Below are 22,027 nucleotides of genomic sequence, written 5' to 3' on the forward strand. Positions count from 1 at the left end.
AACAATAGTTTCACAATACGTTGAAAAAAGTTCATGAGAATGATATTCCCAGTCCCTATTTCATAATTTAGCTGCTTCTTGACGTAATATGAGGATAGCTTTCAAGTAGTCTTCCTTCATCAGGAGTCCACTTTCGTATAAGTCCTTTACTTCGGATTGTACAAAATCAATATCATCAATTTTATTTCCTGTATAGACATATATGCCAAATCGCTTTAGTAATTGGAGGACCCCATAAAAGTCTTTCACTCACAGTCTCCTCCATTTTGGCTGATGATAACCTTTTCTTCGGTAAAAATTTTATTGACAGGAACATCGTGGGATTCAATAGCGACCTCTTGACCTGTCTGGCATAAAAATGCCAATGATAATGTAGCACCTTTAAAATCGCTCATGTAACGGTCATAATAACCCCCACCAAAACCAATTCTGTAACCCTCATCGGAAAAAATTACGCCGGGTACAATTTGCAAATCAATTTCATGTTTTGCAACAGGAACCGTTTCTTCGATAATTGGTTCCAAAAGATTGACATAGACTGTTTCTAAACTGTTGAACGTAGTAATAGAACGAAAATCCATTTCGCGGGTTGCATGCAAACATTTAGGTACAGCAATTCGTTTCCCAGTTTTCCAAGCCGCTTCGATAAGCGCACGTGTGTCCACTTCGGGATAACGAGAAATCGTTATCCCGATTGTGCCCGCACTTTGAAATTCATCCGATTCAAGTACTTTTTGAGTAATTTCCAACGACTTCTTTTTGTGATCTGCGTTGCTCATATTATTCAATGTAACTAGCATTTGTCTCCTCAAAAAATCTTTACTCAATTTTCTTACCCCCAGTTCTGAAATGAAAAGACCAAAACCGATGAAGGTTTTGGTCTGAGCGATTATTTCGTTTCACGATGCAAAGTTTGTTTCTTTTCACGTGAGCAGTATTTTTTCATTTCAATCCGTTCTGGATTGTTACGCTTGTTTTTCTTTGAAATATAATTGCGCTCACCGCATTCTGTGCAAGCAAGTGTAATATTTACGCGCATTGTTGGTCCCTCCCACTCATCAGGAATGTAAAATTTTATATGAGCATGATTTATACGACTAATTAAGTGTACCACATCAGAAGTATATGTCCACTAGAAAGATTGAAATTACCATAACGAAATGCATATGGTAAAATGGTAGCAAAAGAAGCAAGCAAAGGAAGTGATGAAATGGACATTCCGATAATTCTTCTTGTTATTGGACTTATAAGTATACTGGCATCATTTTTTATCGGTAATTCTGCGTCCCACTATGCGGACGAATTGGAGAAAGTTTCAATTAGTCTCCACCAAGAAACGAATAGCCTAAAAAAAAGAGTTAAAACTATCGAAGAAGAGTTAATGATTGGTGCCGGTTCTCTACCTTCAAGCAATACAGCTAAAAAGCAAACAAAGCCAGTACATGAAATCATCGTTAACCAAATCTTGTCTTTACATTCCCAAGGATATTCCGTTAATGATATTGCTAAACGCTCTTCCTTAACAAACGGAGAGGTAATCGCAGTATTGCAATCTAGAGGTGTGGTTTCATGATAAAGAATATGTTACGCATACTCGGGACCGCGTGTATTCTTGCCGGAGGGATTCTCTATTTCATCAACGAAAGCGAACGTATAACTCCTTCCAAAGCACAGCAATCGCAAAGTGAAGTCGTAGAACTTCGAGAGGAACTCGCCAAAACAAAAGAACTTTTAGCTATCGCTCAAACCATATCAACCGTTAAGGAGCCTGACCTAGCGAAGACTGAGGAGAAGGTGAATGACAAGCAAGATTTTGTAACTGAAAGTAACTCCCCAACCACAGACACTGCTACAAAGACAATTTTAATGATTGAATCGGGTTCAAATTCCACAATCGTCTCAGCTGATTTGGAAAGAATGGGCATTATAGAAGATGCATCTATATTTGATGCCTTTCTTGCTGGTAATGGGCTAACAGGTAAGATTCAAATTGGGGAACATATAGTAGATTCGTCAATGGATTTCCATGCTATTGCTAAAGTAATTACGACTGTAAAATAGAAAGTAGGGAAACCATTTTTCTGGCTTCCCTACTTTCTATTTATTTTTCAGATTCCACTTCAGGCGCCTGGATAATTGGTTGAGTTATGCTTGGCGAGACTCCTTCTGAAGCCCTTTTCGCTTTCAGCGTGAAATATTTGTCCACAGCTTGCTGAATAATTTCATTCTGTGCAGGTGGATAGCTTCTCTGATTTGTGGATATATTTGGAATAAGGACTGCATAGGCAATTTCCGGGTTTTCAAAAGGGGCAAAGCCAACATGGGATAAATTGATTGTATTTTTACCTGAACTGATTGCTTGTGCGGTTCCCGTCTTCCCACCGGCATCATAATCTTTTCCAGCAAAGAGATTCCTGGCTGTCCCGTTTTGCCCATAATAGACATAGTGCATTCCACGCTTCACTTGGTTGATCTCCGCTTCGGTATTTTTTATTCTGTTTAAAACCTTAATGTCCGTCTCCTGAATAAGAGGGCCTAAAGTTTTTCCATCTTCGGAAGGTTCGCGAATTTCCTTCAACACCTTAGGAGCTATCCGATAGCCGCCATTTGCGACTGTAGAGACAAACTGGGCGAGCTGAAGTGTTGAATAAGTATCGAACTGGCCAATGGATAAATCCATTAAAATACCTATCCCATTACTATTGCCAATTAGACCGCCTGACTCCCCTGGTAAGTCTATGCCGGTTTTTGTTCCAAGTCCGAAAGACGCAAAAGATTGTCGGAACGTATCAAATGCATTTTCAATACTACGTGCCGATTTTCCAGAGCTATTGTTAGAATTCGCCATGGCCATTGCGATTCGGAACATATAAACGTTTGAAGACCTACCGATTGCTTGAATATCATTTACAGCAACTCTACCGTTTTGATTAAACAGCGATCTTTTTGTAATACCACCACCGATGTTAATTGGTTCATCTATCTTCGTTTCGCCGATACGTGCCACATTTTCCTGATAACCCGTAAGAAGCGTCGCCATCTTGATTGTTGAACCCGCTTCATGGAGTGCAGTAAAAGTACCAAATGCATAATCCCAAATTTCGAGCTTACCTGTTTCTTGATTAGTAACGACTTGCTTTCCAACAAGTGAAAGAACCTCGCCATTATTAGGATTCATCATAACTAAGAAAGCTTTATCCAGTTCCCCCGAATTTGGTCCCCTTTTCAATTCCAAAAGTTTATCAGACACAATTTTCTCGAGTTCCTGTTGCATTTCACTATCAATCGTTAATATTAAATCCTTACCGGGTTCGCCTTCGTTTATTGTCTTTGTTTCGACGACACGGCCGCTGCGGTCTTTAATATTCTTTACAATTGTTTTCTGTCCTTTTAGCAGTTCTTCATAATATTGTTCGATGTAACTTCTTCCAACCCTGTCATTTCTGGAGTAATCTCTTGCCAAAAAATAATCTTCCCTAGATTTAGGAATACCTTCTATCGGACTTGTAGTTGATCCGAGGATCGTATTATCTGATTTCTTAACTCTTTCCCAGTCCGTCGTTGTATCGACACCTGGCAATTCTCCAAGGCGCTCGGACACTACTGCGAATTCCTCTTCCGAGACATCTCCACTTTTAACGATTTGCGGAGAATAAGCATAACCTGACATCATTTCCCTGTAAATCGCCAACACCTCAAGATCTTTTTCAGAGAAAGAATCTATTTCCTTTTTCGTAACTCGTTCTCGTGTAAGTCCATTTATCTTCCGCTGAACTTCCATTCGTGAAAGTGAACTATCCTTCTGAAGCGTCATCAATTCTTTTTCAGAAACTTTTTTAACTGCTTCTTCGGGATGATTTAATATCCAAAAGTCCCTTTTATCGCCCATTGTTATCCTTTTTGTATCTTGTTCAATCAATTCGGATAGTTTTTTAGCGATATTCAGCATTTCTAGCGAACTGGTAGATGTCGTCTTCGTATATGTAATGGCATTTTTCGGATCATTATCAACTAGGACATGCCCCATTCTATCAAATAACCTGCCCCGAGGTACGCTTGTATTAACAGCGATTTCTTCCGTTCTTTCCAGCGCACGGGAATAATCTTCACCTTTGACGATTTGTAAATAGCCAAGACGGAAAATTAACATTGAAAACAGGATAAAAATAGAAAAGAATAGGAAGTTCATCCGGAAAGCGATATGTTTCCGTTGGCGTATTTTAGCTTGATCCGCCTTACCTATCTTCTTTTTCATATTGTCCTCCTTTCTTCGTTTATCCATGTTGAATTATAACATTCAAAAATGGAAAAGCACACATCTTGACGAACAAGATGTGTGCTTGGTTCCTTTTCATCGAAGAATTAAGTAGAATAAAAATTAATTACTGAAACGTTTTGCTACCGCATCCCAATTAACAACATTCCAGAATGCTGAAATGTAGTCAGGACGACGGTTTTGATAGTTCAAGTAATATGCGTGTTCCCAAACGTCAAGACCAAGAAGAGGCGTTTTGCCTTCCATGATTGGTGAATCTTGGTTTGGAGTTGACGTGATTTCAAGCTCTCCGCCGTTTAGTACAAGCCAAGCCCATCCAGATCCGAAACGAGTTGCTCCTGCTTTAGCAAACTCTTCCTTGAATGCATCAAAACTACCGAATTTCTTATCTATCGCTTCCGCTAGTGCACCTGAAGGATTACCGCCGCCTTCTGGTGAAAGTAGTTCCCAGAATAGTGAGTGGTTCGCATGTCCTCCGCCATTGTTACGGACAGCAGTACGTTTGTCTTCTGGAACTGCATCAAGATTCGCAATTAGATCTTCGATTGATTTGTTTAGAAGTTCTTCATTTCCTTCTAGTGCGTTATTCAAGTTCGTCACATATGCATTATGGTGTTTCGTGTGGTGAATGTTCATCGTTTCTTTGTCAAAGTGTGGTTCAAGTGCATTTTCTGCATAAGGTAGTTCTGGTAGTTTGTAAGCCATTTGTACATTCCTCCTCGAGAGATTCATAAATACGTTACGCATTCAACATTAGCAAAATTATTGAAAACGTTCAAACAAAATGGACTATTACATCATTTTTTATCTAACATAGAATACAAATACAATAATCATAATAACCATAACCAGCCCTTTTGTCACCACTGAAGTTAAAAATCCGACTAGCGAACCAATACCTGTTTTCACCGCTTGCTTCACTCCCGCGCGCGATACGGCTAGTTCTGCAATGACTGCTCCTAGAAATGGGCCAATTAAAATACCCGCAACCGGAATAACAAAAGGACCAATTAAAAGTCCGATTGTACTTCCCCACATACCAGCCTTAGAACCACCGAATTTTTTCACACCGACGAGATTCGACAATGTATCTGCACCAAACAACAAGATAACGAACAACACTTGAATAATCCAAAACCAAATAGTCATTCCGTCAAAAGTATCGATAAATCCATATAGGAGGAAACCTCCAACTATAAAGAGGGCTGACGGAATGATTGGATATACGAGTCCGGCAAAAGCAATAATAAACATAGCAATCGCAACAATCCAACCTACAAACTCCATAAATTCATCCCCCTAAAAAACGATTATGCCCTGTTTCCAAGAATTGCTTCCGCGATATTCACAGCATGGTCACCGACTCGCTCTAAATTAGAGACAATATCTACAAACACCATTCCCGATTGCGCTGTACAACGACCCTCATTTAGCCTTAAAATGTGATTCTTTCTGAATTTCCGTTCCATCCTATCAATGAGAACCTCTTTTTCAGCCACCATTCTGGCCAAATCAACATCATTCGAGTTAAGTGATTCAACGGCTTTTTGAACTGTTTCAATCGTTAATGTGAACATTTCAGTTAAGTCATCCATTGCATCTGCTGTCAGTTTAACTCGGTTTACATCGCGGTAATCAATAAGTTCTACAATGTTTTCGAAGTGATCACCTATCCGCTCAATATCACGCACAGTATCCATAAGCATGAAGTGACGTGCAGATTCTACCGGCGAAATACTTACTGTTGTAATCTCAACTAAATAGTCTGTAATTTTTCGATCAAGGTTATTGATGGCATCTTCAATTTGATATGCCGTCTCCGCATGTTTTTTATTGCCTGTCTTTAAATACTCAAAAGACTCTTGCAAACCACGCACTCCAAATTCGCCCATTCGAATGATTTCTTCTTTCGCTTGTCCAATTGCAACAGCTGGTGATTGTTCTATAAAATGCCTGTCCAGATGTTTCGGTTTGTACTCAATCGTAACATCTTCGCCGGGAATCAATTTTGTAACCAACCAAGCCCAAGCTCCAATTAAAGGAAACTGAATAATCGTATTCACAATATTGAACGTACCGTGCGCAAAAGCAATTTGCATTTTATTTTCAAGATTGAGTACATCTGATAACCACACTATATATGCCGTGAAAGGTACCAGTAACAACATAAAGATAATTGTCCCGACAATATTAAACAATACATGTGTAGCAGCTGCACGCTTTGCCGCTACTGATGCGCCGATTGACGCAAGAACCGCTGTTATTGTCGTTCCAATATTATCACCAAATAGAATTGGCAGAGCTCCGTGAATGTCTACAAGATTTTCAGCATAAAGACCCTGTAAAATCCCAACCGTAGCACTCGAGCTTTGAACAATTAGTGTAAATACCGTTCCAACAACGACACCTAACATTGGTTGGTCACTCATGGAAACCATAAGATCCGTGAATGTTTCCAATTCCCTGAGAGGCTTCATACCTCCACTCATTAGTTCAAGGCCCAGGAATAGACCTCCAAAGCCAAAGATGACTTCACCCAAGTTTCTAATTGAGCTCTTTCTAATGAAAAAGATTAGAAATGCACCAACAGCCATAATTGGAAGTGCATACGCCCCTACATCTAATCCGATGATAAAAGCCGTAATCGTTGTCCCGATATTTGCACCCATTATCACGCCAATCGCTTGACGAAGTGTCATGAAACCGGCACTGACAAGTCCCACCGTAATGACAGTTGTACCTGAACTAGACTGAATCAAGACTGTAACAATAATTCCGACCAATACGCCCATGAACGGGTTCGTCGTGAAACGATCAAGAATTGCACGCAACCTATCCCCGGCTGCTTTTTGAAGTCCGTCTCCCATATACTTGATTGCGAACAAGAAAATTCCGAGTCCACCAAGAAACTGGAACAACATCTCCTGCCAGTTAACTTCCATTATGCAGTCGACCTCCATCTAACTTTATATAGTGCATCTTATTATGGGAATAGCTGTATCGAATTGTAAATAGAAGCAATCCAAACTTTACAATCCCTTTACAATCAGTTTTAGAAGTGTCATCATACTGTCAGATATTGTTGTGGACAAAATGATAGAATTAGAATAGATGGAGGAGGTAAAAAATGAAGTTCCACCAGCTATTTAAAGCATCCCTATTTGAACCCAAAAAACTAGCTGCATTCCGCTTACTTCCGATTGGCAAGGTGTTCGGCTATATATTCATTTTTGTTGCTATTTTTACAACCCTCTCATTCATACGTTACCTGGGAGGGAACGAGGTTCTCTTCGAAGCCTCACCCGAACAATTAGAACACGGTGAAACAATTGGCGAACTGGTCTATCCAATGGCTTTCCTGCTCCAACTCGTCATCAGCACTTCCTACATATTCCTCAGGGTTAGTCTTTTTGGATTAATAGGAATAATTGTGTTGAAACTGATGAAAAGACGTGGTGAGTACCGTCATATGTGGAGAACTTCTGCTATTGCGATTACCTTACCAATTCTTATGACGATAGGACTCGATTTCTTGCCTGCACTAAAGACCTTCAGTACAGTAATTACATTTTCTATTCATCTAGCTTATATCGCAGCGGCGGCTAAGTATTATCCAAAAATAACTAGATGAATATTCCCCCCTTACGTGCATATAGTGGCGGAAGGGGGAATTTCCATGAAAATACTACTACTCGCAGTTTTACTTTTCGTAACGTTCCATTTCATCCGAATTGATCTAGTGGAAGGCACTATCCCACTCGCTTCTTTTAAGAATGAACAAAAACAATGTGAAGAAGAAAAAAGTACATCCATAACTGTTACGACAGTTGCTGGGGACACTATTGAAACGCTATTTGCACTTTACCCGGATACTGAATCCAGTTTCATCGATAGGTTGTCTTCCTTCTATTCCTTTAATCCTCATCTTCAAAACCAGCAGATTATTGGCGGAGAAAAAGTTGTTCTACCACTATCCAGCTTGCTAACGGAGAAGTGTGCAGGTTCTAATTGATAAGGGTTGTCCCTTGTCTTTTTGGCATGAAGATTGCTAAAATAGTTATAGTTATAAGGCTAATTGCCAACTAAGGAGAGAAACAAATGAGTGCAATGATAAATAGAAAGAACACACGTCCCGTAAAAGTCGGTAATTTGACTATCGGGGGGAGCGATGAGCTATTCATTCAAAGTATGACGACTACCAAAACGCATGACATTGAAGCGACAGTAGCAGAAATTTTGCGTTTGGAAGAAGCAGGGTGTCAAATCGTACGAGTTGCCTGTCCGGACGAACGTGCAGCTTATTCAATCGGTGAAATAAAAAAACGGATTAACATTCCTCTCGTTGTCGATATCCATTTCGATTACAAGTTGGCGTTAATCGCTATTGAACAAGGTGCCGATAAGATTCGCATCAATCCTGGAAATATCGGTAGACAAGCCAAAGTCGAAGCAGTCGTCAACGCTGCAAAGGCTAAAGGCATTCCGATTCGAATCGGTGTTAATGCCGGTTCACTTGAAAAGAAAATTCTAGAAAAGTACGGGTATCCAACTGCTGATGGTATGGTAGAAAGCGCTTTGCACCATATCAAAATTCTTGAAGACCTCGATTTCCACGACATCATTGTGTCATTGAAAGCTTCAGATGTAAATTTAGCGGTCGAGGCCTATCAAAAAGCGGCGGCAGCATTCGACTATCCATTACACCTGGGCATCACGGAGTCTGGAACACTATTTTCAGGGTCTATTAAAAGCTCTGCCGGTTTAGGTACACTTCTATCCGCAGGCATCGGCAACACGATGCGAGTCTCATTAAGTGCTGATCCTGTTCAAGAAATCAAAGTAGCTCGCGAGTTACTAAAAATATTCGGTCTTTCTTCCAATGCAGCAACACTTATTTCATGTCCAACCTGCGGAAGAATTGAAATCGACCTCATTACCATAGCAAATGAAGTAGAGGAATATATTTCACATATTAAAGCCCCACTAAAAGTTGCAGTTCTCGGCTGTGCAGTAAACGGGCCCGGCGAAGCACGTGAAGCCGATATTGGAATTGCAGGAGCACGTGGTGAAGGTCTCCTCTTCATGAAAGGGAAAACAGTTCGAAAAGTTCCAGAAGCAACTATGGTGGAAGAATTGAAAATTGAAATAGACAAACTCGCAGAAGAATATTTCGAAAAGAAAAGACAAGAAGAACTTCTCATACAAGGTGAGAAAGTCGAATGAGAAACCTTCGCTTCGGCATTGATATCGACGGTACAGTAACTTGCCCTACTTCTTTACTGCCACATATCAATGAGCAATTCGGATGCAATCTTGTTCTAGATGATATAAAAGAATATGATCTGACAAAAGCATTTCCGGTTGATGAAAAAATCTTCTTCGAGTGGTATAAAGGAGCCGAAACGGGCATTTACGAAACTTCTCCTGCGCAAAAATTCGCTAAACAAGTTTTGACCGATTGGAAAGAAATGTTCGAACTTTATTACATTTCTGCAAGGGGTCATCAAGTATATGATTCCACACTTGATTGGTTCAAATTGCAGGATATTCCTTACGATCATATCGAACTCATCGGTAGTCACAATAAAATTGCAACAGCGAAAAAGTTTGATGTTCATGCATTTTTTGAAGACAAGCATGACAATGCAGTTGAAATTCATGAAGAGCTTGATATTCCAGTCATATTATTCGATACACCGTATAATCGGAATCCCATTCCCGATGGTGTCATCCGAGTTTACGACTGGCAAGAAGCAAATAATGTTATCAAACAGCTATTCCCGGTTTTGATAGCTTAAATCGAATATAAAAACGGTGTGAATCTCTATTAATAGAGATTCACACCGTTTTCTAGTTTATGACACATAATGGACATTTTCCGTATATCTCAAATTTATGCCCTTCCACTTCATAGTCAGGTAAATTGACGGTAATCATTTCCATGGGGCAATGTGTTATGCTTCGTGTCTTTCCACAAGTTGTACATATAAAGTGATGATGATGAACGCCCGGATCACACTGCATTCGGAAGTGCCGGTCTCCATTTAAATCGGTTTCTTCTAGTATACCTAGTTCTGAAAAAGTTGATAAATTACGATAAATTGTATCGAAGCTAATTCCAGGATTATCGTCTTCCATAAAGTTTTTAACTTCCAGAGCTGTTAAATAACGATCATTTTCAGAGAATAACTGTAATATGGTATCTCTATTTTTTGTTCGTTTAAACTGTTTTTCCTGGAGAAGACGCCAAGCCTCATCAAGTGTCATACCAATTCCTCCTTAACCGCATGGGCATTGCGCCCTCCCTGTATTTTCTTCCAAACAAGAACGACTAATAGAACCAGTACTGACGTAACGACAATTGTTCCCCCCGGGGCGATATCAAGATGATACGCGGAAATAAGTCCAATAATAACAGCCAATTCGCCAAATATAATTGAATAGATCATCGCACCCTTAAAGCTTTTTGCGAGCTGAATTGCCGATGCCACAGGAATCGTCATGAGCGATGAGACTAACAAGATACCAACAATCCGCATCGAAGCCCCAATGACAAGAGCCGTTATAATCATGAGGATCATTTGGATATACCGTGAATTAATACCTGAAACCTTTGCATACTCCGCATCGAATGATAAGACAAATAATTCCTTATACAGAAAACGGATATATAATACCACGATGATTCCAATAACGACAACAACAAGTAGGTCCTGTCTGCTAACCGCCGAAACGGAACCGAATAAATAGCCGATTAAATCGGAGCCGAACCCTTGCGATAATGAAATGAAAATTGCTCCTACCCCTATTCCCGCAGACATGATAACCGGAATAGCTAGTTCCTCATAATGACGATATGCACCTCTTAGTTTTTCAATTAGCAACGATCCGCCCACAGCGGATGCAATCCCAAAGTAAACAGGGTTCAATGCACTGAAAAACAGCACCTGCTGGCTCAAGTAAAGGCTTCCGGCGATTCCAGCAAGAGCAACATGGCTAAGTGCGTCGGCGATGAGTGAAAGCCTTTTGACGACGATAAACAAGCCAAGTAAAGGAGCAATAACTCCGATGATTAATCCGGATAAGAATGCATTCTGTAAAAACTCATAGGATAAAATATCATTAATCATCGTTTTACCTCATTCGTTTGCTGGTGAACGCGTCGAACAGGGTGGCCATACCATCTTGAAACGTCTTCGTCTTCCATTTTTTTATAATCTGATTGTCTGCCATGAAAATGAATCGACCGATTTAAACAGGCTACATGCGTTGCGAGATCCGTCACGAGGTCAATTTCATGTGTTACAAGCAAGATTGCTATTCCATGCTCACGGTTTAGTTTATTAAGCATAGAATAAAACGATGCCACATTCTGTTGGTCAATTCCAACAGTGGGTTCATCCATAATTAGAAGATCCGGCTCCCCTGCAAGCGCTCTTGCTATAAAAACACGCTGCTGTTGGCCACCAGATAATTCACCCATATTCCGACCGACAAAACGATCCATTCCAACGATGCGAAGTGCTTCCAATGTTCGGTGCTCATCTTTTTTCGAAAAACTCTTGAACAATCCTACTTTTCGAGTCAAACCACTGCGCACGACTTCACGGACTGTCGCCGGAAAACCAGAATTGAATGAATTAGATTTCTGTGAAACATAACCAATTCGTTCCCGGTGTCTAAATGAATTTATATCTGCACCAAACAATTTTATCGAACCACTGGATGGCTGTAATAGACCAAGAATAATATTAATTAGAGTTGATTTACCGGACCCATTTGGTCCTATCAAGGCCCAAAATTCCCCTTCTCCTACTTCGAGAGAGATTTGATCAAGAGCGATTGCCTGCTCATAACTGAAACTGACATCGTCCAATTGAATAATGTTATTTGTCATTTTACTATTCCTTTCTCGAAACAGGAATCATTACGATTCACTCGTCAAATTATAAACTATTGCACGAGGGGATACAACCATTTAAGAAAGAAGGAATCAATAATGGATTATGTTCAACTATTAAATGAAGTGAAGACACGTAGCGATGCTGAAGTCAAAGTCATTGCAGGACAATATGGTATCGATCTTTCAAAATCAGAAATTAGGGCGCTTCGCCCTTTACTGGATGAAATTTCATTTCATTGGCTATTCACAGGTGTCCCTGAAACGTTCATTAATAAAGTTAGAATCGTTATAGGTGATAAAAAAACAGAAATACTATTCAAGAAATATTTAGACTCCACCCAGTGAAAAAACGTAAACAACCTTATACACTAAAATCCCGCCTGCACTTTGAAACTTTGCAGGCGGGATTTTCTTATTAGACTCTTAATAAATCAATTACATCAGGCTGAAATGATTTCGCTTTAAACATTTCTATTTCATATTTATAAGGCGCAGTTTTCTTTTTAGGATCAACACCTACAAATGGAGTTTCAAGAATTTTAGGCACCGTCTGGAATCCCTCGTGGTGCACGATATAAGAAAGAGGTTCGAAACCGATATGACCGAATCCGATATTTTCATGCCGGTCTTTCATTGCCCCTCGCTCATTCTTACTATCATTTACGTGAATGACCGAAATTCTATCCATTCCAACTATCTTATCGAACTCCATTAGCACACCTTCGAAATCATTTACGATATCATACCCAGCGTCATGGACATGACAGGTATCGAAACAAACAGATAAACGTTCGTTATGTGTCACACCATCGATAATTGCAGCTATTTCATCAAAACTACGGCCACACTCAGTCCCCTTACCCGCCATCGTTTCGAGGGCTATGCGAACTGGGTAGTCTTGTGAAAGCACTTCATTTAATCCTTCAATAATTTTTGCAATTCCGAGATCTACACCTGCTCCGACATGTGCGCCTGGATGTAAAACAATTTGGTCAACGCCAAGTGCAGCCGTCCGTTCAATTTCACTTTGCAGAAAATCAACACCGAGTCTGAAAGTTTCAGGCTTAAACGTATTCGCTATGTTGATGATGTACGGAGCATGGACGACGATATTAGATTGTCCATTTTCCTCCATATTTAGATGACCTGCTGCAATATTCAGATCCTCAATCGGTTTTCTCCGCGTATTTTGCGGTGCACCGGTATAAATCATAAATGTAGTTGCTCCGTAACTTGCAGCTTCCTCACTCGAGCCCAGTAGCATTTTACTACCACTCATCGAAACATGGGAGCCAAGCAATAATGGTTTATCATTTATCATTTTTTACGTTTCAATCTCCTTTCCCTCTTTTTAAAACTTTCAACTTGCTGAGCCATTTTCTTCTTATAGCCAGGTTTTACTTTCGATGGCTTTGGTACGAACGAAATTGCTTTGCGGTCAATATCGTCTGTTTCCTTAACTCTATTTCTTCTTGAATGGCGTTCTTTTACTTCAACCCATTCACCATTTTTCACTTCTTCATGGACAAAAGGAATACCCATCTTTTCAATTCTCACTACTTTGTCGTCCTCAGAAGGTTCATATAATGTAATTGCTGTCCCCTTAAGCCCTGCTCGTGCAGTACGACCCACGCGGTGAATGAAAAACTCAAGGTCATCAGGAAGTTCAAAGTTGATTACATGGCTGACACCCGGAATATCAATTCCGCGCGCTGCAAGATCTGTCGCTACTATATATTGGAATTCAAGATCACGAACCTGTTTCATCATCCGTGTCCGTTCGCGCGGTGTTAAATCTCCATGAATTCTTCCGACTTTAATGCCGCTTTCTGCAAGGAAAGTTGCAAGTCCTTCAGCATTTTGTCTTGTATTCATAAAGATAATTGCCAAATAGGGATTAATTCCCTCCATTACTTGCAACAATTTCTTTCTTTTGTTCATACCGCGAACAGGAACGAGAGAATAGCGCATCCCTTCCGTCAATGGTTTACGTTCACCAATTTTCACATGAACAGGTGACTCCATATATTTCGTAAGGAACGGTTTTAATTTCTCTGGAATCGTAGCAGAGAAAACATACATTTCCAATTTAGCGGGCATTTTCGATGCAAACTTATCGATATCCTCGATAAAGCCCATATCAAATGCAAGATCCGCTTCATCGATAACTAAAATTTTTGCAGTATGGATAGCAAGAGCTCCATTTTCAGACATATCACTGATTCGCCCTGGTGTTCCAACGATAATATGGGGATTTGATTTTAGTTTCCCAATTGATCGTTGCTTGTCTGTACCACCTATGAGTAGTGATGTACGTACTTCAGTACCTTCAGTCATCTTAGCAAGCTCGTTAAACAGTTGCGTTGCAAGCTCTCTTGTTGGTGCGGTGATGACTGCTTGCAATTCATCAACAGATACATCTGTCCGTTCCAGTATTGGAATGAGGAAACTATGTGATTTACCTGTCCCTGTATGTGCTTGTCCAATCGCATTTGTCCCTTTCAGGATAAGCGGTATAATTTCCTTTTGAATCGGTGTCGGATTCTCAAAGCCGAGCCTCCCGATTGCTTCACGTATAAACGGTTTAAATTGATAATCTGTAAATTTAGACATTCGTAACCCTCCTAATGTACACCTATTGTAACATGATTTCGTTCCGCCGTATGCGATTTTCGCATAGTATACTATGTGAAAGTTCATTCTGATTTATTGAAAGGAGATAATTATGAGGTATGAGTCCTTTTATCCATTTGCGCGACAACAACCGCCACCCCATCCAATGGGACAATCGGGCTTCGGACAGCCCCCTCGAGTGGCACCACCACAAGCACACAGACAACCATTCATGAATGGTCCGTCGAACAATCCATTTGGCGGTCCGACGCCTGGCCCAGGTTCGCAACAAGGGCCATCAAAAATGGAGGAATACATGCAAACGGCTAATCGTTTCCTAAACACTGCTCAGCAATTCGCACCTGTCGTCCAGCAATTTGCGCCGATGGTTCAAAACTTGCCCGCGATGTGGAGATTATACAAAGGCTTTCAATCGCTCCCACCCGCAGGCGGAACGGCATCTACACCAACAAGGGCAACAGTTGCGAATGTCGCACCCGGCCCATCTGTCCCCCGAATATTTCAGCCGCCCATTCGATAATTTTGAAACAGCAGCCCAACTCCGCTATAATGGTGGTAGATCCTATTAGAGGAGTGAGTCTGTATGAAAGTATTAAAGATTACCCCTAGAGGCTACTGTTACGGGGTTGTCGATGCAATGATCATAGCAAGAAATGCGGCACTCGACAAAACATTGCCGAGACCCATTTATATACTCGGAATGATTGTTCATAACAAACATGTTACGGATGCCTTTGAAGCAGATGGCATTATAACACTCGACGGAGAAAATCGTTTGGAGATTCTCGAGAAAGTCGAAACAGGGACAGTAATCTTCACAGCACACGGTGTTTCACCTGAAGTGCGTGAACTAGCGAAAAGAAAAGGCCTTGTTTCGATTGATGCGACTTGTCCGGATGTAACTGTAACGCATGATTTAATCGGAGAAAAGACTGCGGAAGGATACGATATCGTTTATATCGGTAAGAAGTATCATCCCGAGCCGGAAGGTGCAATTGGCGTGGCCCCCCATGCTGTGCATTTAATTGAATCGATTGAAGATGTGAATAACCTGGAGCTCGAGACTACTAAATTGCTCGTTACAAACCAGACAACCATGAGCCAATGGGACGTCGTTCACATTATGGACGCACTTAAGGAAAAATATCCACATATCGAAGTTCATAAAGAAATTTGCCTAGCTACACAAGTTAGACAAGAGGCTGTTGCACAACAAGCAGGGGAATCTGAGCTTCTCATCGTCGTTGGGGATCCTAAAAGTAATAATTCGAACCGTCTAACACAAGTTTCCGTTGAAATTGCTAACACACCTTCATATCGGATTTCCGATGTTTCCGAACTTGATGTAAAATGGTTGGAAGGTATCAAGACTGTTGGTGTCACAGCTGGTGCCTCGACGCCAACATTGGTCGTCCGTGAAGTGATTGCATTTTTGGAAAACTTCAATCCAGAAGATCCATCTACACAAATTCCAGAACGCAAATTTCCACTGGAGAAAATTTTACCGAAAATCAAACATCCTACACCTGTCATACGAATTGAACCATATGCAACAACCTAAAGAAACCGGCCTCCGTAGTAAGAGGCCGGTTTTTATTGTTCTTTACATGAAAATGAATGGCTCCGTGATGATTTCTGATTGAAGATATGTAACATCGTATCCAGCTTCTTTACTCGCATTTTGCATGTGAACTGCAACCCCTTCAATCATGACCTTCTCAATATTATGACCCGGGTCTATAACCGCTAAATTCAACGCTTGTGCATCATGAGCTATATGGTAATTCAAGTCTCCGGTTACAAGGACATCTGCGCCACTGTACTTAGCGGCAGTTATATATTTGTTACCATCCCCGCCAAGAACTGCTACCTTTTGAATTTCTTTTTTTGGATCACCAACGAATCGAAGTGCAGGCACAGCAAAAATACTTTTCACTTGTTCCGCAAAATCTGCAAGCGTCAATTTTGTTGGTAGTTTTCCAATTCTCCCTAGGCCATATTCGGTCCCTGGCTGATCAAGTTCAAAGAAATCATACGCTGGCTCTTCGTAAGGATGGGAATTAAGCATCGCCTTTAGCACCTTACTTTTGAGTGGTCCTGGCACAACAACCTCGATCTTAACTTCCTCAACTTCTTCCCCTTGGCCGATTACGCCAATAAATGGATCCGCCCCTTTTGTTGGTCTGAAGCGGCCAATTCCGGGTGAACTGAAACTGCATCCGGCATAATTCCCAATTGCACCCGCACCAGCCTTTGCCAACACATCTCTAATCGCATCCGCATGGCTCTCTGGACTGAAGACGACTAGTTTGTATAATGACTCAACAGATGTTGGTTCAACGATTTCCGTGTCAACTAAGCCTAGTTTTTTTGCTAACATATCGTTCACTCCGCCAGGTGCGATGTCGAGATTAGTATGTGCCGCATAAACGGAAATATCATTCTTAATACACTTTTCGAACATTCTACCTTGGGGTGTGTCCGTTAAAAGTCTCTTTAATGGCCTGTAAATCGGTGGGTGGTGCGCAATGATAAGATTTGCGCCTCTTTGGATTGCTTCGTCTACAACTTCCTCATTTACATCCAGTGTGATGAGGACTTTTTCTACCAACCGGTTTAACTGTCCGATGTGCAGGCCTACCGGGTCCCCTTCCACCGCAAAACGTTTCGGAGACCAGTTTTCAAAAAGCTCTATAATTTCATTACCGTTCACTTTTTTCATTTAGTTAACACCTTCCCAACTAATTCGATATGGCTTCTCAATTGTTCTTTTTTCACCCTAACCGCATCTGTTTCCGTTGCATTTTCGAGCGAATCAAGCACACGATTCCATTCTGATAACTCAATTCCCCATTTCTCAATGAATACATCCGTTTTAGATATGAGCAGGATGGGTCCCGCCATCATTTCCAATTCACTATACGTAGTTCTACCTTTTTCCAACACGAGAATTTCGTATATTTTTCCATCTTCTTTTAAAATATGTTCATCAACAACTTTCCAATCATTGGATACTGCCCATTCACGGACTGCCCTCGCATATATGTTGGGCTGTGCGATGATTCGATTTACATCAAAAAGGCGATCTTTGCCGTTTTCTAAAATAGAGGCTATTAGTGGGCCTCCCATTCCAGCTATCGTCACCGTATCAACCCCATCATTCTCCTCTATGGCAAATAAACCATCTGCCAAACGAATAGAAATAACATCCAATAGGTTTTCTCTCCGTACATTGCTAACGGCGGATTCATATGGCCCTTTAGCTACTTCACCTGCAATTGCCTTTCTTGCCATCTTTGAATGGATTAGAAAACAAGGCAAATAAGCATGATCACTGCCGATATCCGCAACAACTGCTCCTTCCTTAACGAAAGAAGCAACCGACATCAATCTGTTCGATAATCGTTCGGAATTCATTACATCCACATCCTTCCTTAAAATAGTGTCTACGATATTAACCATTTTACACGATACACAAATAGAAAGAGCCATCAGTCAACAAAAACTTCTGCTGACTGACAGCTCCTTGCAAATTCAAGAATTATTTAAGTGATAAAATGTAATCCGCCATTGCATCTAGCTCGGCATCGTCTTTAACTAGTCCGCCCGGCATTCCGCCGTCAGTACCATGTAATATCACGTCTTTAAGTTCATCTTTAGATAGACTAGTTCCAGCCAACGCTGGTGCCATTCCACCTGTTAGATCTCCACCGTGACAACCGATACATTTCCCTTGAGCAACTGCTTCAGCATCAAAATCGGCTGTGTCTGCTGGTGCGACTTCTTCAGTTGCCCCATCTTCACCTTGTTCAGCAATTTCTTTTTTCTGATCAAGTCCGTAAAGAGACATGAAGAAAATTAGACCAATTCCAAGTGCGAAAATTAAGATATAAGGTACTATTGGATTTCTACTCATTAAATTACCCTCCTTTATCAGGATCTATTCTGTAATGAATACAGTTCACAACTATTATTGTACTGTATCTAATAGAAAACTGAAAGAGTTATTGCTGATCTTTTCGCCCTTTGTGACAAATTCGACAAATATTTCAGTTTAAATCAGCAAACTTCTCGGAATCTGGTAAGTTCTTAACAGCCGATTAGTCTTGCAATGACCATTCGTTGGACTTCTGAAGTCCCTTCTCCAATTTCAAGAAGCTTTGCATCGCGCAAATAACGTTCGACCTCATACTCTTTCATATAGCCGTATCCACCATGAATCTGTATTGCTTCACTTGCAACTTCCATAGCGATTTCTGAGGCATATAATTTACACATCGACGCCTCTTTTGAAAAAGGCCGTCCCTGGTCTTTCAACCAAGCTGCTTTATAGACCATATTACGCGCCAGTTCTATTTTCATTGCCATATCAGCCAACTTGAATTGCGTTATTTGAAATTCGGAAAGTGCCTTCCCGAATTGTTTACGTTCTTTCGAGTAGCGTAGTGCCCGATCAAACGCCGCCTGAGCGATTCCTAACGCCATAGCGCCGATCCCGATGCGTCCGCCATCTAGAGTGACCAAGAACTGCCTGAAGCCGTTACCTTGGATGCCGAGAAGGTTCTCTTTCGGGACACGTACGTTTTCCAATACCAACTCCGTCGTATTAGAAGCATTAAGGCCCATTTTTTCATAATTATCGATAACCGTGAAACCTTCTGCATCGGTTGGCACAATAATCGCACTAATTTCTTTCTCCCCGTCTTTATTTCCTGTAATGGCAGTGATTGCAATGTGCTTAGCGTAGCTTGCATTTGTGATGAACACTTTTGAACCGTTGATGACAAAATCATCCCCGTCCAATTTTGCAGTCGTTTGCGTCCCCCCCGCATCGGATCCTGCATTAGATTCTGTCAAACCAAATGCACCAAAAGATTCCCCAGTACAAATTGGCGTCAAGTATTTATGTTTCTGCTCTTCCGTTCCGAACAGGTTGAGCGGTGCTCCTCCCAGTGATATGTGCGCGGAGTATGTAATCCCCGTCGATGCACATGCTCGGCTAAGCTCCTCCGTGACAATGGCAAAACTTACCGTGTCAGAACCTCCGCCTCCATATTCTTCCGAAAACGGCAAGCCCATCATTCCCATATCAGACAGTTGCTTAAAAATTTCCACTGGAAACTCTTTAGTCCGATCGCGATCAATTGCACCGGGTGCAACAACTTCATCCGCAAACTCCCGAATCATTTTTCTAATCATCTGTTGTTCTTCAGTCAAATCGAAATTCAACATCTTCATCCCCTTTTTTGTGAACGCTTACAATTCCAATTATAACGAATTGTTTTCTGTTTTCACAGCATATCTTGAAAGTTAGTTGGATTTTTAGAACGAAACGATTAGAAATCCGATGATTAAAAGTAAACCTACAATTCCAGAAATCATCAAATATGCCAATTTGTGCAAACGACCGGCAATTAGCCAAAGTGAGCAGTTCAAAATGAGCAACCCAATGAGAAGCATTCTATTTCCTTCGAAAAAGACCATCCATAACTTGAGGGACATAAACAACAATAAGAAAGAAGCCAGTATGTATAGTAAAGGAGTAATCCGCATTTGGACAGTTGATTTACGTAGTGTAGACAGTAGAAATAGAAAGATTACAAATGCTGCTAAAGATAGCGTCAGTATAGGATGATGGATAAAAACGAACATGCAAACGCTGATAAAAGTCGTTAACATGGTGAGCATAATAATTGTTCGGTTTAATTTCTTTTTTTCCTTAAGTAGTACTCCTTCGACAATTTTTATTTCATTTTCATCTTCACCCTGGGTGTACAGAGTGATAAGGAAATCACAGTAATGCTCAGGCAACAGCTTATTTTCTTTCCAATACTTAATTTCAGAAATAATCATCCTTTTTCGCTGTGGATTCATGGTCATAATCGCTCCTTGATGAATGTAGGGAGAAGCCAATGCAAAAAATCAGCTACTTGTTATCTGTGTAGACACAAAAGCACTAGAAGTTGCTAGCACTGATAAAGATAAAACCTTCAGGGTTGTATAACCTCCTAGTAAGATTTCTACAACTTCTTCGTAAGTAGTAAAAAAAACACCGGCAATAGTTATGCCGATGCCCGTTTATTATTCTAAGAAATCTTTTAAACGTTTACTTCTTGAAGGATGACGCAGTTTACGAAGTGCTTTAGCTTCAATCTGGCGAATTCGCTCACGTGTAACACCGAACACTTTACCAACCTCTTCAAGTGTTCTTGTACGACCATCGTCGAGACCGAACCGTAGACGAAGGACATTCTCTTCCCTGTCCGTCAATGTATCAAGTACATCTTCTAATTGTTCTTTCAATAGTTCATATGCAGCATGATCGGATGGAGATTGAGCCTCTGAGTCTTCGATGAAGTCACCAAGATGAGAATCATCTTCTTCCCCGATTGGCGTTTCCAAAGATACAGGCTCTTGTGCGATTTTTAGAATTTCACGTACTTTTTCAGCAGTCAAATCCATTTCTTCCCCAATTTCTTCTGGAGACGGTTCACGACCAAGATCTTGAAGCAATTGACGTTGAACCCGAATCAATTTATTGATCGTTTCAACCATGTGTACAGGAATTCGGATTGTTCGGGCTTGGTCTGCGATTGCGCGGGTAATTGCCTGACGTATCCACCATGTTGCATACGTACTAAATTTGAAACCTTTCGTATGATCAAACTTCTCTACTGCTTTTATAAGACCCATATTACCTTCTTGTATTAAGTCTAGGAACAACATCCCGCGTCCCACATATCTTTTTGCAATACTGACGACAAGACGAAGATTGGCTTCAGCAAGTCGCTTCTTAGCTTCTTCATCACCATCGAGAATTCGAATTGCGAGTTCAACTTCCTCTGCACCCGTCAATAAATCAACACGGCCGATTTCTTTCAAGTACATTCTCACAGGGTCGTTGATTTTAACACCTGGCGGTACACTAAGGTCATTCAAATCGAATTTCTCTTCCGGCACTGCTTTGCCATCTCCAGCTTCTTCGTCACCCTTACGATCCATTTCAATGCCCTGCACTTCAATCAAATCGAGGAACTCTTCAAACTGTTCAGGTTCCATTTCAAAAACAGATAACTTTTCTGTAACCTCATCGAGAGTGAGTTCACCTGTTTTCTTTCCGGCTTCCAACAGGTTTGCTTTCACTTCTTCAACAGTCAATTCAATTTCCATATCTTCGGATTTCTCTTTTTTACTCATCTAACCCGTTCCTCCTT

The 22,027-nt window shown here is 40.8% G+C and carries 27 protein-coding genes; 9 read left to right on the top strand and 18 right to left on the bottom strand.

Annotated features, from left to right (window positions below; all coding sequences use genetic code 11):
• Positions 1–60: 60 nt before the first annotated feature.
• The 3 genes from AC25Y6_RS02060 to rpmG all read right to left on the bottom strand — a co-directional run bounded on the left by AC25Y6_RS02060 (position 61) and on the right by rpmG (position 1,039).
• Complete coding sequence (locus AC25Y6_RS02060) at positions 61–249, bottom strand: YqgQ family protein (RefSeq protein ID WP_482101808.1); 189 nt, start codon at positions 247–249, stop codon at positions 61–63.
• Entirely contained in the window at positions 246–827 is a 582-nt protein-coding gene (locus AC25Y6_RS02065) for a 5-formyltetrahydrofolate cyclo-ligase (RefSeq protein WP_488141908.1), read from the bottom strand. The genes AC25Y6_RS02060 and AC25Y6_RS02065 overlap by 4 nt, the downstream gene beginning before the upstream one ends.
• A gap of 62 nt (positions 828–889) precedes the next feature.
• Positions 890–1,039: a 50S ribosomal protein L33 gene (gene rpmG, locus AC25Y6_RS02070; protein WP_179391711.1), complete on the bottom strand. Its 150-nt coding sequence runs from the start codon at positions 1,037–1,039 to the stop codon at positions 890–892.
• 135 nt (positions 1,040–1,174) lie between these two features.
• Between rpmG and AC25Y6_RS02075 the strand changes: the two genes are divergently transcribed.
• Together AC25Y6_RS02075 and AC25Y6_RS02080 are read left to right on the top strand one after the other, a co-directional pair.
• Positions 1,175–1,573: a hypothetical protein gene (locus AC25Y6_RS02075; protein WP_488141909.1), complete on the top strand. Its 399-nt coding sequence runs from the start codon at positions 1,175–1,177 to the stop codon at positions 1,571–1,573.
• Positions 1,570–2,061 (top strand): hypothetical protein, encoded by a 492-nt coding sequence (locus AC25Y6_RS02080; protein ID WP_488141910.1) that lies wholly within the window; start codon positions 1,570–1,572, stop codon positions 2,059–2,061. The genes AC25Y6_RS02075 and AC25Y6_RS02080 overlap by 4 nt, the downstream gene beginning before the upstream one ends.
• Before the next feature lie 40 nt (positions 2,062–2,101).
• Here the strand turns inward: AC25Y6_RS02080 and AC25Y6_RS02085 are convergent, their stop codons facing one another.
• The 4 genes from AC25Y6_RS02085 to AC25Y6_RS02100 all read right to left on the bottom strand — a co-directional run bounded on the left by AC25Y6_RS02085 (position 2,102) and on the right by AC25Y6_RS02100 (position 7,218).
• Positions 2,102–4,255, bottom strand: coding sequence for a peptidoglycan D,D-transpeptidase FtsI family protein (locus AC25Y6_RS02085; protein WP_488141911.1), 2,154 nt, complete (start codon positions 4,253–4,255; stop codon positions 2,102–2,104).
• A 123-nt stretch (positions 4,256–4,378) separates the two neighbouring features.
• Positions 4,379–4,981, bottom strand: coding sequence for a superoxide dismutase (locus AC25Y6_RS02090; RefSeq protein ID WP_482101813.1), 603 nt, complete (start codon positions 4,979–4,981; stop codon positions 4,379–4,381).
• A gap of 99 nt (positions 4,982–5,080) precedes the next feature.
• Positions 5,081–5,563, bottom strand: coding sequence for a DUF456 domain-containing protein (locus AC25Y6_RS02095; RefSeq protein WP_482101814.1), 483 nt, complete (start codon positions 5,561–5,563; stop codon positions 5,081–5,083).
• 23 nt (positions 5,564–5,586) lie between these two features.
• On the bottom strand, positions 5,587–7,218 hold the full coding sequence (locus AC25Y6_RS02100; protein WP_488141912.1) for a Na/Pi cotransporter family protein: 1,632 nt from the start codon (positions 7,216–7,218) through the stop codon (positions 5,587–5,589).
• A 185-nt stretch (positions 7,219–7,403) separates the two neighbouring features.
• Between AC25Y6_RS02100 and AC25Y6_RS02105 the strand changes: the two genes are divergently transcribed.
• The 4 genes from AC25Y6_RS02105 (at position 7,404) to AC25Y6_RS02120 (ending at position 10,074) form a co-directional block, all read left to right on the top strand.
• Positions 7,404–7,907 carry a DUF1189 family protein gene (locus AC25Y6_RS02105; RefSeq protein ID WP_488141913.1) on the top strand — a complete coding sequence of 168 codons (504 nt, stop codon included), beginning with the start codon at positions 7,404–7,406 and terminating at the stop codon, positions 7,905–7,907.
• Positions 7,908–7,952: 45 nt separating this feature from the next.
• Complete coding sequence (locus AC25Y6_RS02110; protein WP_488141914.1) at positions 7,953–8,288, top strand: hypothetical protein; 336 nt, start codon at positions 7,953–7,955, stop codon at positions 8,286–8,288.
• Positions 8,289–8,374: 86 nt separating this feature from the next.
• A complete protein-coding gene (ispG, locus tag AC25Y6_RS02115) occupies positions 8,375–9,499 on the top strand; it encodes a flavodoxin-dependent (E)-4-hydroxy-3-methylbut-2-enyl-diphosphate synthase (protein WP_482104399.1) in 1,125 nt (374 codons plus the stop codon).
• Positions 9,496–10,074, top strand: coding sequence for a 5' nucleotidase, NT5C type (locus tag AC25Y6_RS02120; protein ID WP_488141915.1), 579 nt, complete (start codon positions 9,496–9,498; stop codon positions 10,072–10,074). Before ispG ends, AC25Y6_RS02120 begins: the two co-directional genes overlap by 4 nt.
• 52 nt (positions 10,075–10,126) lie before the next feature.
• Here the strand turns inward: AC25Y6_RS02120 and AC25Y6_RS02125 are convergent, their stop codons facing one another.
• The 3 genes from AC25Y6_RS02125 to AC25Y6_RS02135 are packed head-to-tail and all read right to left on the bottom strand — an operon-like array spanning position 10,127 to position 12,173.
• Positions 10,127–10,543, bottom strand: a complete 417-nt coding sequence (locus tag AC25Y6_RS02125) for a Fur family transcriptional regulator (protein WP_482101820.1) — start codon at positions 10,541–10,543, stop codon at positions 10,127–10,129.
• A complete protein-coding gene (locus AC25Y6_RS02130) occupies positions 10,540–11,406 on the bottom strand; it encodes a metal ABC transporter permease (RefSeq protein WP_482101821.1) in 867 nt (288 codons plus the stop codon). Before AC25Y6_RS02130 ends, AC25Y6_RS02125 begins: the two co-directional genes overlap by 4 nt.
• Entirely contained in the window at positions 11,403–12,173 is a 771-nt protein-coding gene (locus AC25Y6_RS02135) for a metal ABC transporter ATP-binding protein (RefSeq protein ID WP_488139790.1), read from the bottom strand. The genes AC25Y6_RS02130 and AC25Y6_RS02135 overlap by 4 nt, the downstream gene beginning before the upstream one ends.
• A gap of 102 nt (positions 12,174–12,275) precedes the next feature.
• Between AC25Y6_RS02135 and AC25Y6_RS02140 the strand changes: the two genes are divergently transcribed.
• Positions 12,276–12,524: a hypothetical protein gene (locus AC25Y6_RS02140; protein ID WP_482101823.1), complete on the top strand. Its 249-nt coding sequence runs from the start codon at positions 12,276–12,278 to the stop codon at positions 12,522–12,524.
• Between the two features lie 70 nt (positions 12,525–12,594).
• Here AC25Y6_RS02140 and AC25Y6_RS02145 read toward each other — a convergent pair whose 3' ends face one another.
• Positions 12,595–13,500 (bottom strand): deoxyribonuclease IV, encoded by a 906-nt coding sequence (locus AC25Y6_RS02145; protein ID WP_482101824.1) that lies wholly within the window; start codon positions 13,498–13,500, stop codon positions 12,595–12,597.
• Positions 13,497–14,792, bottom strand: a complete 1,296-nt coding sequence (locus AC25Y6_RS02150; RefSeq protein ID WP_482101825.1) for a DEAD/DEAH box helicase — start codon at positions 14,790–14,792, stop codon at positions 13,497–13,499. The genes AC25Y6_RS02145 and AC25Y6_RS02150 overlap by 4 nt, the downstream gene beginning before the upstream one ends.
• Before the next feature lie 112 nt (positions 14,793–14,904).
• Between AC25Y6_RS02150 and vrrA the strand changes: the two genes are divergently transcribed.
• A complete protein-coding gene (gene vrrA, locus AC25Y6_RS02155; RefSeq protein ID WP_482101826.1) occupies positions 14,905–15,333 on the top strand; it encodes a VrrA/YqfQ family protein in 429 nt (142 codons plus the stop codon).
• 63 nt (positions 15,334–15,396) lie between these two features.
• On the top strand, positions 15,397–16,374 hold the full coding sequence (locus tag AC25Y6_RS02160) for a 4-hydroxy-3-methylbut-2-enyl diphosphate reductase (protein WP_482101827.1): 978 nt from the start codon (positions 15,397–15,399) through the stop codon (positions 16,372–16,374).
• A 42-nt stretch (positions 16,375–16,416) separates the two neighbouring features.
• Here AC25Y6_RS02160 and AC25Y6_RS02165 read toward each other — a convergent pair whose 3' ends face one another.
• From AC25Y6_RS02165 to rpoD, 6 genes are all read right to left on the bottom strand, one after another.
• Positions 16,417–17,535, bottom strand: coding sequence for a Nif3-like dinuclear metal center hexameric protein (locus tag AC25Y6_RS02165; RefSeq protein WP_488141916.1), 1,119 nt, complete (start codon positions 17,533–17,535; stop codon positions 16,417–16,419).
• Positions 17,532–18,230 (bottom strand): tRNA (adenine(22)-N(1))-methyltransferase, encoded by a 699-nt coding sequence (locus AC25Y6_RS02170; protein ID WP_482101829.1) that lies wholly within the window; start codon positions 18,228–18,230, stop codon positions 17,532–17,534. Before AC25Y6_RS02170 ends, AC25Y6_RS02165 begins: the two co-directional genes overlap by 4 nt.
• Positions 18,231–18,354: 124 nt before the next feature.
• On the bottom strand, positions 18,355–18,729 hold the full coding sequence (cccA, locus tag AC25Y6_RS02175) for a cytochrome c550 (protein ID WP_482101830.1): 375 nt from the start codon (positions 18,727–18,729) through the stop codon (positions 18,355–18,357).
• A gap of 173 nt (positions 18,730–18,902) precedes the next feature.
• Positions 18,903–20,042, bottom strand: coding sequence for an acyl-CoA dehydrogenase family protein (locus AC25Y6_RS02180; protein ID WP_488142004.1), 1,140 nt, complete (start codon positions 20,040–20,042; stop codon positions 18,903–18,905).
• A gap of 93 nt (positions 20,043–20,135) precedes the next feature.
• The gene (locus AC25Y6_RS02185) at positions 20,136–20,693 is read right to left on the bottom strand and encodes a hypothetical protein (protein ID WP_488141917.1); all 558 of its coding nucleotides are present in this window, start codon (positions 20,691–20,693) and stop codon (positions 20,136–20,138) included.
• Positions 20,694–20,894: 201 nt separating this feature from the next.
• On the bottom strand, positions 20,895–22,010 hold the full coding sequence (gene rpoD / locus AC25Y6_RS02190) for an RNA polymerase sigma factor RpoD (RefSeq protein WP_482101833.1): 1,116 nt from the start codon (positions 22,008–22,010) through the stop codon (positions 20,895–20,897).
• Between the last annotated feature and the right edge of the window lie 17 nt (positions 22,011–22,027).

It is taken from the genome of Sporosarcina sp. Y1004, assembly GCF_057669665.1.

What these genes read in the sequence shown, in the direction of transcription:
- AC25Y6_RS02100 (WP_488141912.1), bottom strand. Translation starts at nt 7,218, where the DNA reads ATGGAAGTTAACTGGCAGGAGATGTTGTTCCAGTTTCTTGGTGGACTC.
- AC25Y6_RS02105 (WP_488141913.1), top strand. Translation starts at nt 7,404, where the DNA reads ATGAAGTTCCACCAGCTATTTAAAGCATCCCTATTTGAACCCAAAAAA.
- AC25Y6_RS02080 (WP_488141910.1), top strand. Translation starts at nt 1,570, where the DNA reads ATGATAAAGAATATGTTACGCATACTCGGGACCGCGTGTATTCTTGCC.
- AC25Y6_RS02150 (WP_482101825.1), bottom strand. Translation starts at nt 14,792, where the DNA reads ATGTCTAAATTTACAGATTATCAATTTAAACCGTTTATACGTGAAGCA.
- AC25Y6_RS02125 (WP_482101820.1), bottom strand. Translation starts at nt 10,543, where the DNA reads ATGACACTTGATGAGGCTTGGCGTCTTCTCCAGGAAAAACAGTTTAAA.
- AC25Y6_RS02110 (WP_488141914.1), top strand. Translation starts at nt 7,953, where the DNA reads ATGAAAATACTACTACTCGCAGTTTTACTTTTCGTAACGTTCCATTTC.
- AC25Y6_RS02185 (WP_488141917.1), bottom strand. Translation starts at nt 20,693, where the DNA reads ATGACCATGAATCCACAGCGAAAAAGGATGATTATTTCTGAAATTAAG.
- cccA (WP_482101830.1), bottom strand. Translation starts at nt 18,729, where the DNA reads ATGAGTAGAAATCCAATAGTACCTTATATCTTAATTTTCGCACTTGGA.
- AC25Y6_RS02140 (WP_482101823.1), top strand. Translation starts at nt 12,276, where the DNA reads ATGGATTATGTTCAACTATTAAATGAAGTGAAGACACGTAGCGATGCT.
- AC25Y6_RS02165 (WP_488141916.1), bottom strand. Translation starts at nt 17,535, where the DNA reads ATGAAAAAAGTGAACGGTAATGAAATTATAGAGCTTTTTGAAAACTGG.
- AC25Y6_RS02160 (WP_482101827.1), top strand. Translation starts at nt 15,397, where the DNA reads ATGAAAGTATTAAAGATTACCCCTAGAGGCTACTGTTACGGGGTTGTC.
- AC25Y6_RS02075 (WP_488141909.1), top strand. Translation starts at nt 1,175, where the DNA reads ATGGTAGCAAAAGAAGCAAGCAAAGGAAGTGATGAAATGGACATTCCG.
- AC25Y6_RS02135 (WP_488139790.1), bottom strand. Translation starts at nt 12,173, where the DNA reads ATGACAAATAACATTATTCAATTGGACGATGTCAGTTTCAGTTATGAG.
- AC25Y6_RS02130 (WP_482101821.1), bottom strand. Translation starts at nt 11,406, where the DNA reads ATGATTAATGATATTTTATCCTATGAGTTTTTACAGAATGCATTCTTA.
- rpoD (WP_482101833.1), bottom strand. Translation starts at nt 22,010, where the DNA reads ATGAGTAAAAAAGAGAAATCCGAAGATATGGAAATTGAATTGACTGTT.
- AC25Y6_RS02085 (WP_488141911.1), bottom strand. Translation starts at nt 4,255, where the DNA reads ATGAAAAAGAAGATAGGTAAGGCGGATCAAGCTAAAATACGCCAACGG.
- AC25Y6_RS02145 (WP_482101824.1), bottom strand. Translation starts at nt 13,500, where the DNA reads ATGATAAATGATAAACCATTATTGCTTGGCTCCCATGTTTCGATGAGT.
- vrrA (WP_482101826.1), top strand. Translation starts at nt 14,905, where the DNA reads ATGAGGTATGAGTCCTTTTATCCATTTGCGCGACAACAACCGCCACCC.
- AC25Y6_RS02120 (WP_488141915.1), top strand. Translation starts at nt 9,496, where the DNA reads ATGAGAAACCTTCGCTTCGGCATTGATATCGACGGTACAGTAACTTGC.
- AC25Y6_RS02170 (WP_482101829.1), bottom strand. Translation starts at nt 18,230, where the DNA reads ATGAATTCCGAACGATTATCGAACAGATTGATGTCGGTTGCTTCTTTC.
- ispG (WP_482104399.1), top strand. Translation starts at nt 8,375, where the DNA reads ATGAGTGCAATGATAAATAGAAAGAACACACGTCCCGTAAAAGTCGGT.
- AC25Y6_RS02090 (WP_482101813.1), bottom strand. Translation starts at nt 4,981, where the DNA reads ATGGCTTACAAACTACCAGAACTACCTTATGCAGAAAATGCACTTGAA.
- rpmG (WP_179391711.1), bottom strand. Translation starts at nt 1,039, where the DNA reads ATGCGCGTAAATATTACACTTGCTTGCACAGAATGCGGTGAGCGCAAT.
- AC25Y6_RS02095 (WP_482101814.1), bottom strand. Translation starts at nt 5,563, where the DNA reads ATGGAGTTTGTAGGTTGGATTGTTGCGATTGCTATGTTTATTATTGCT.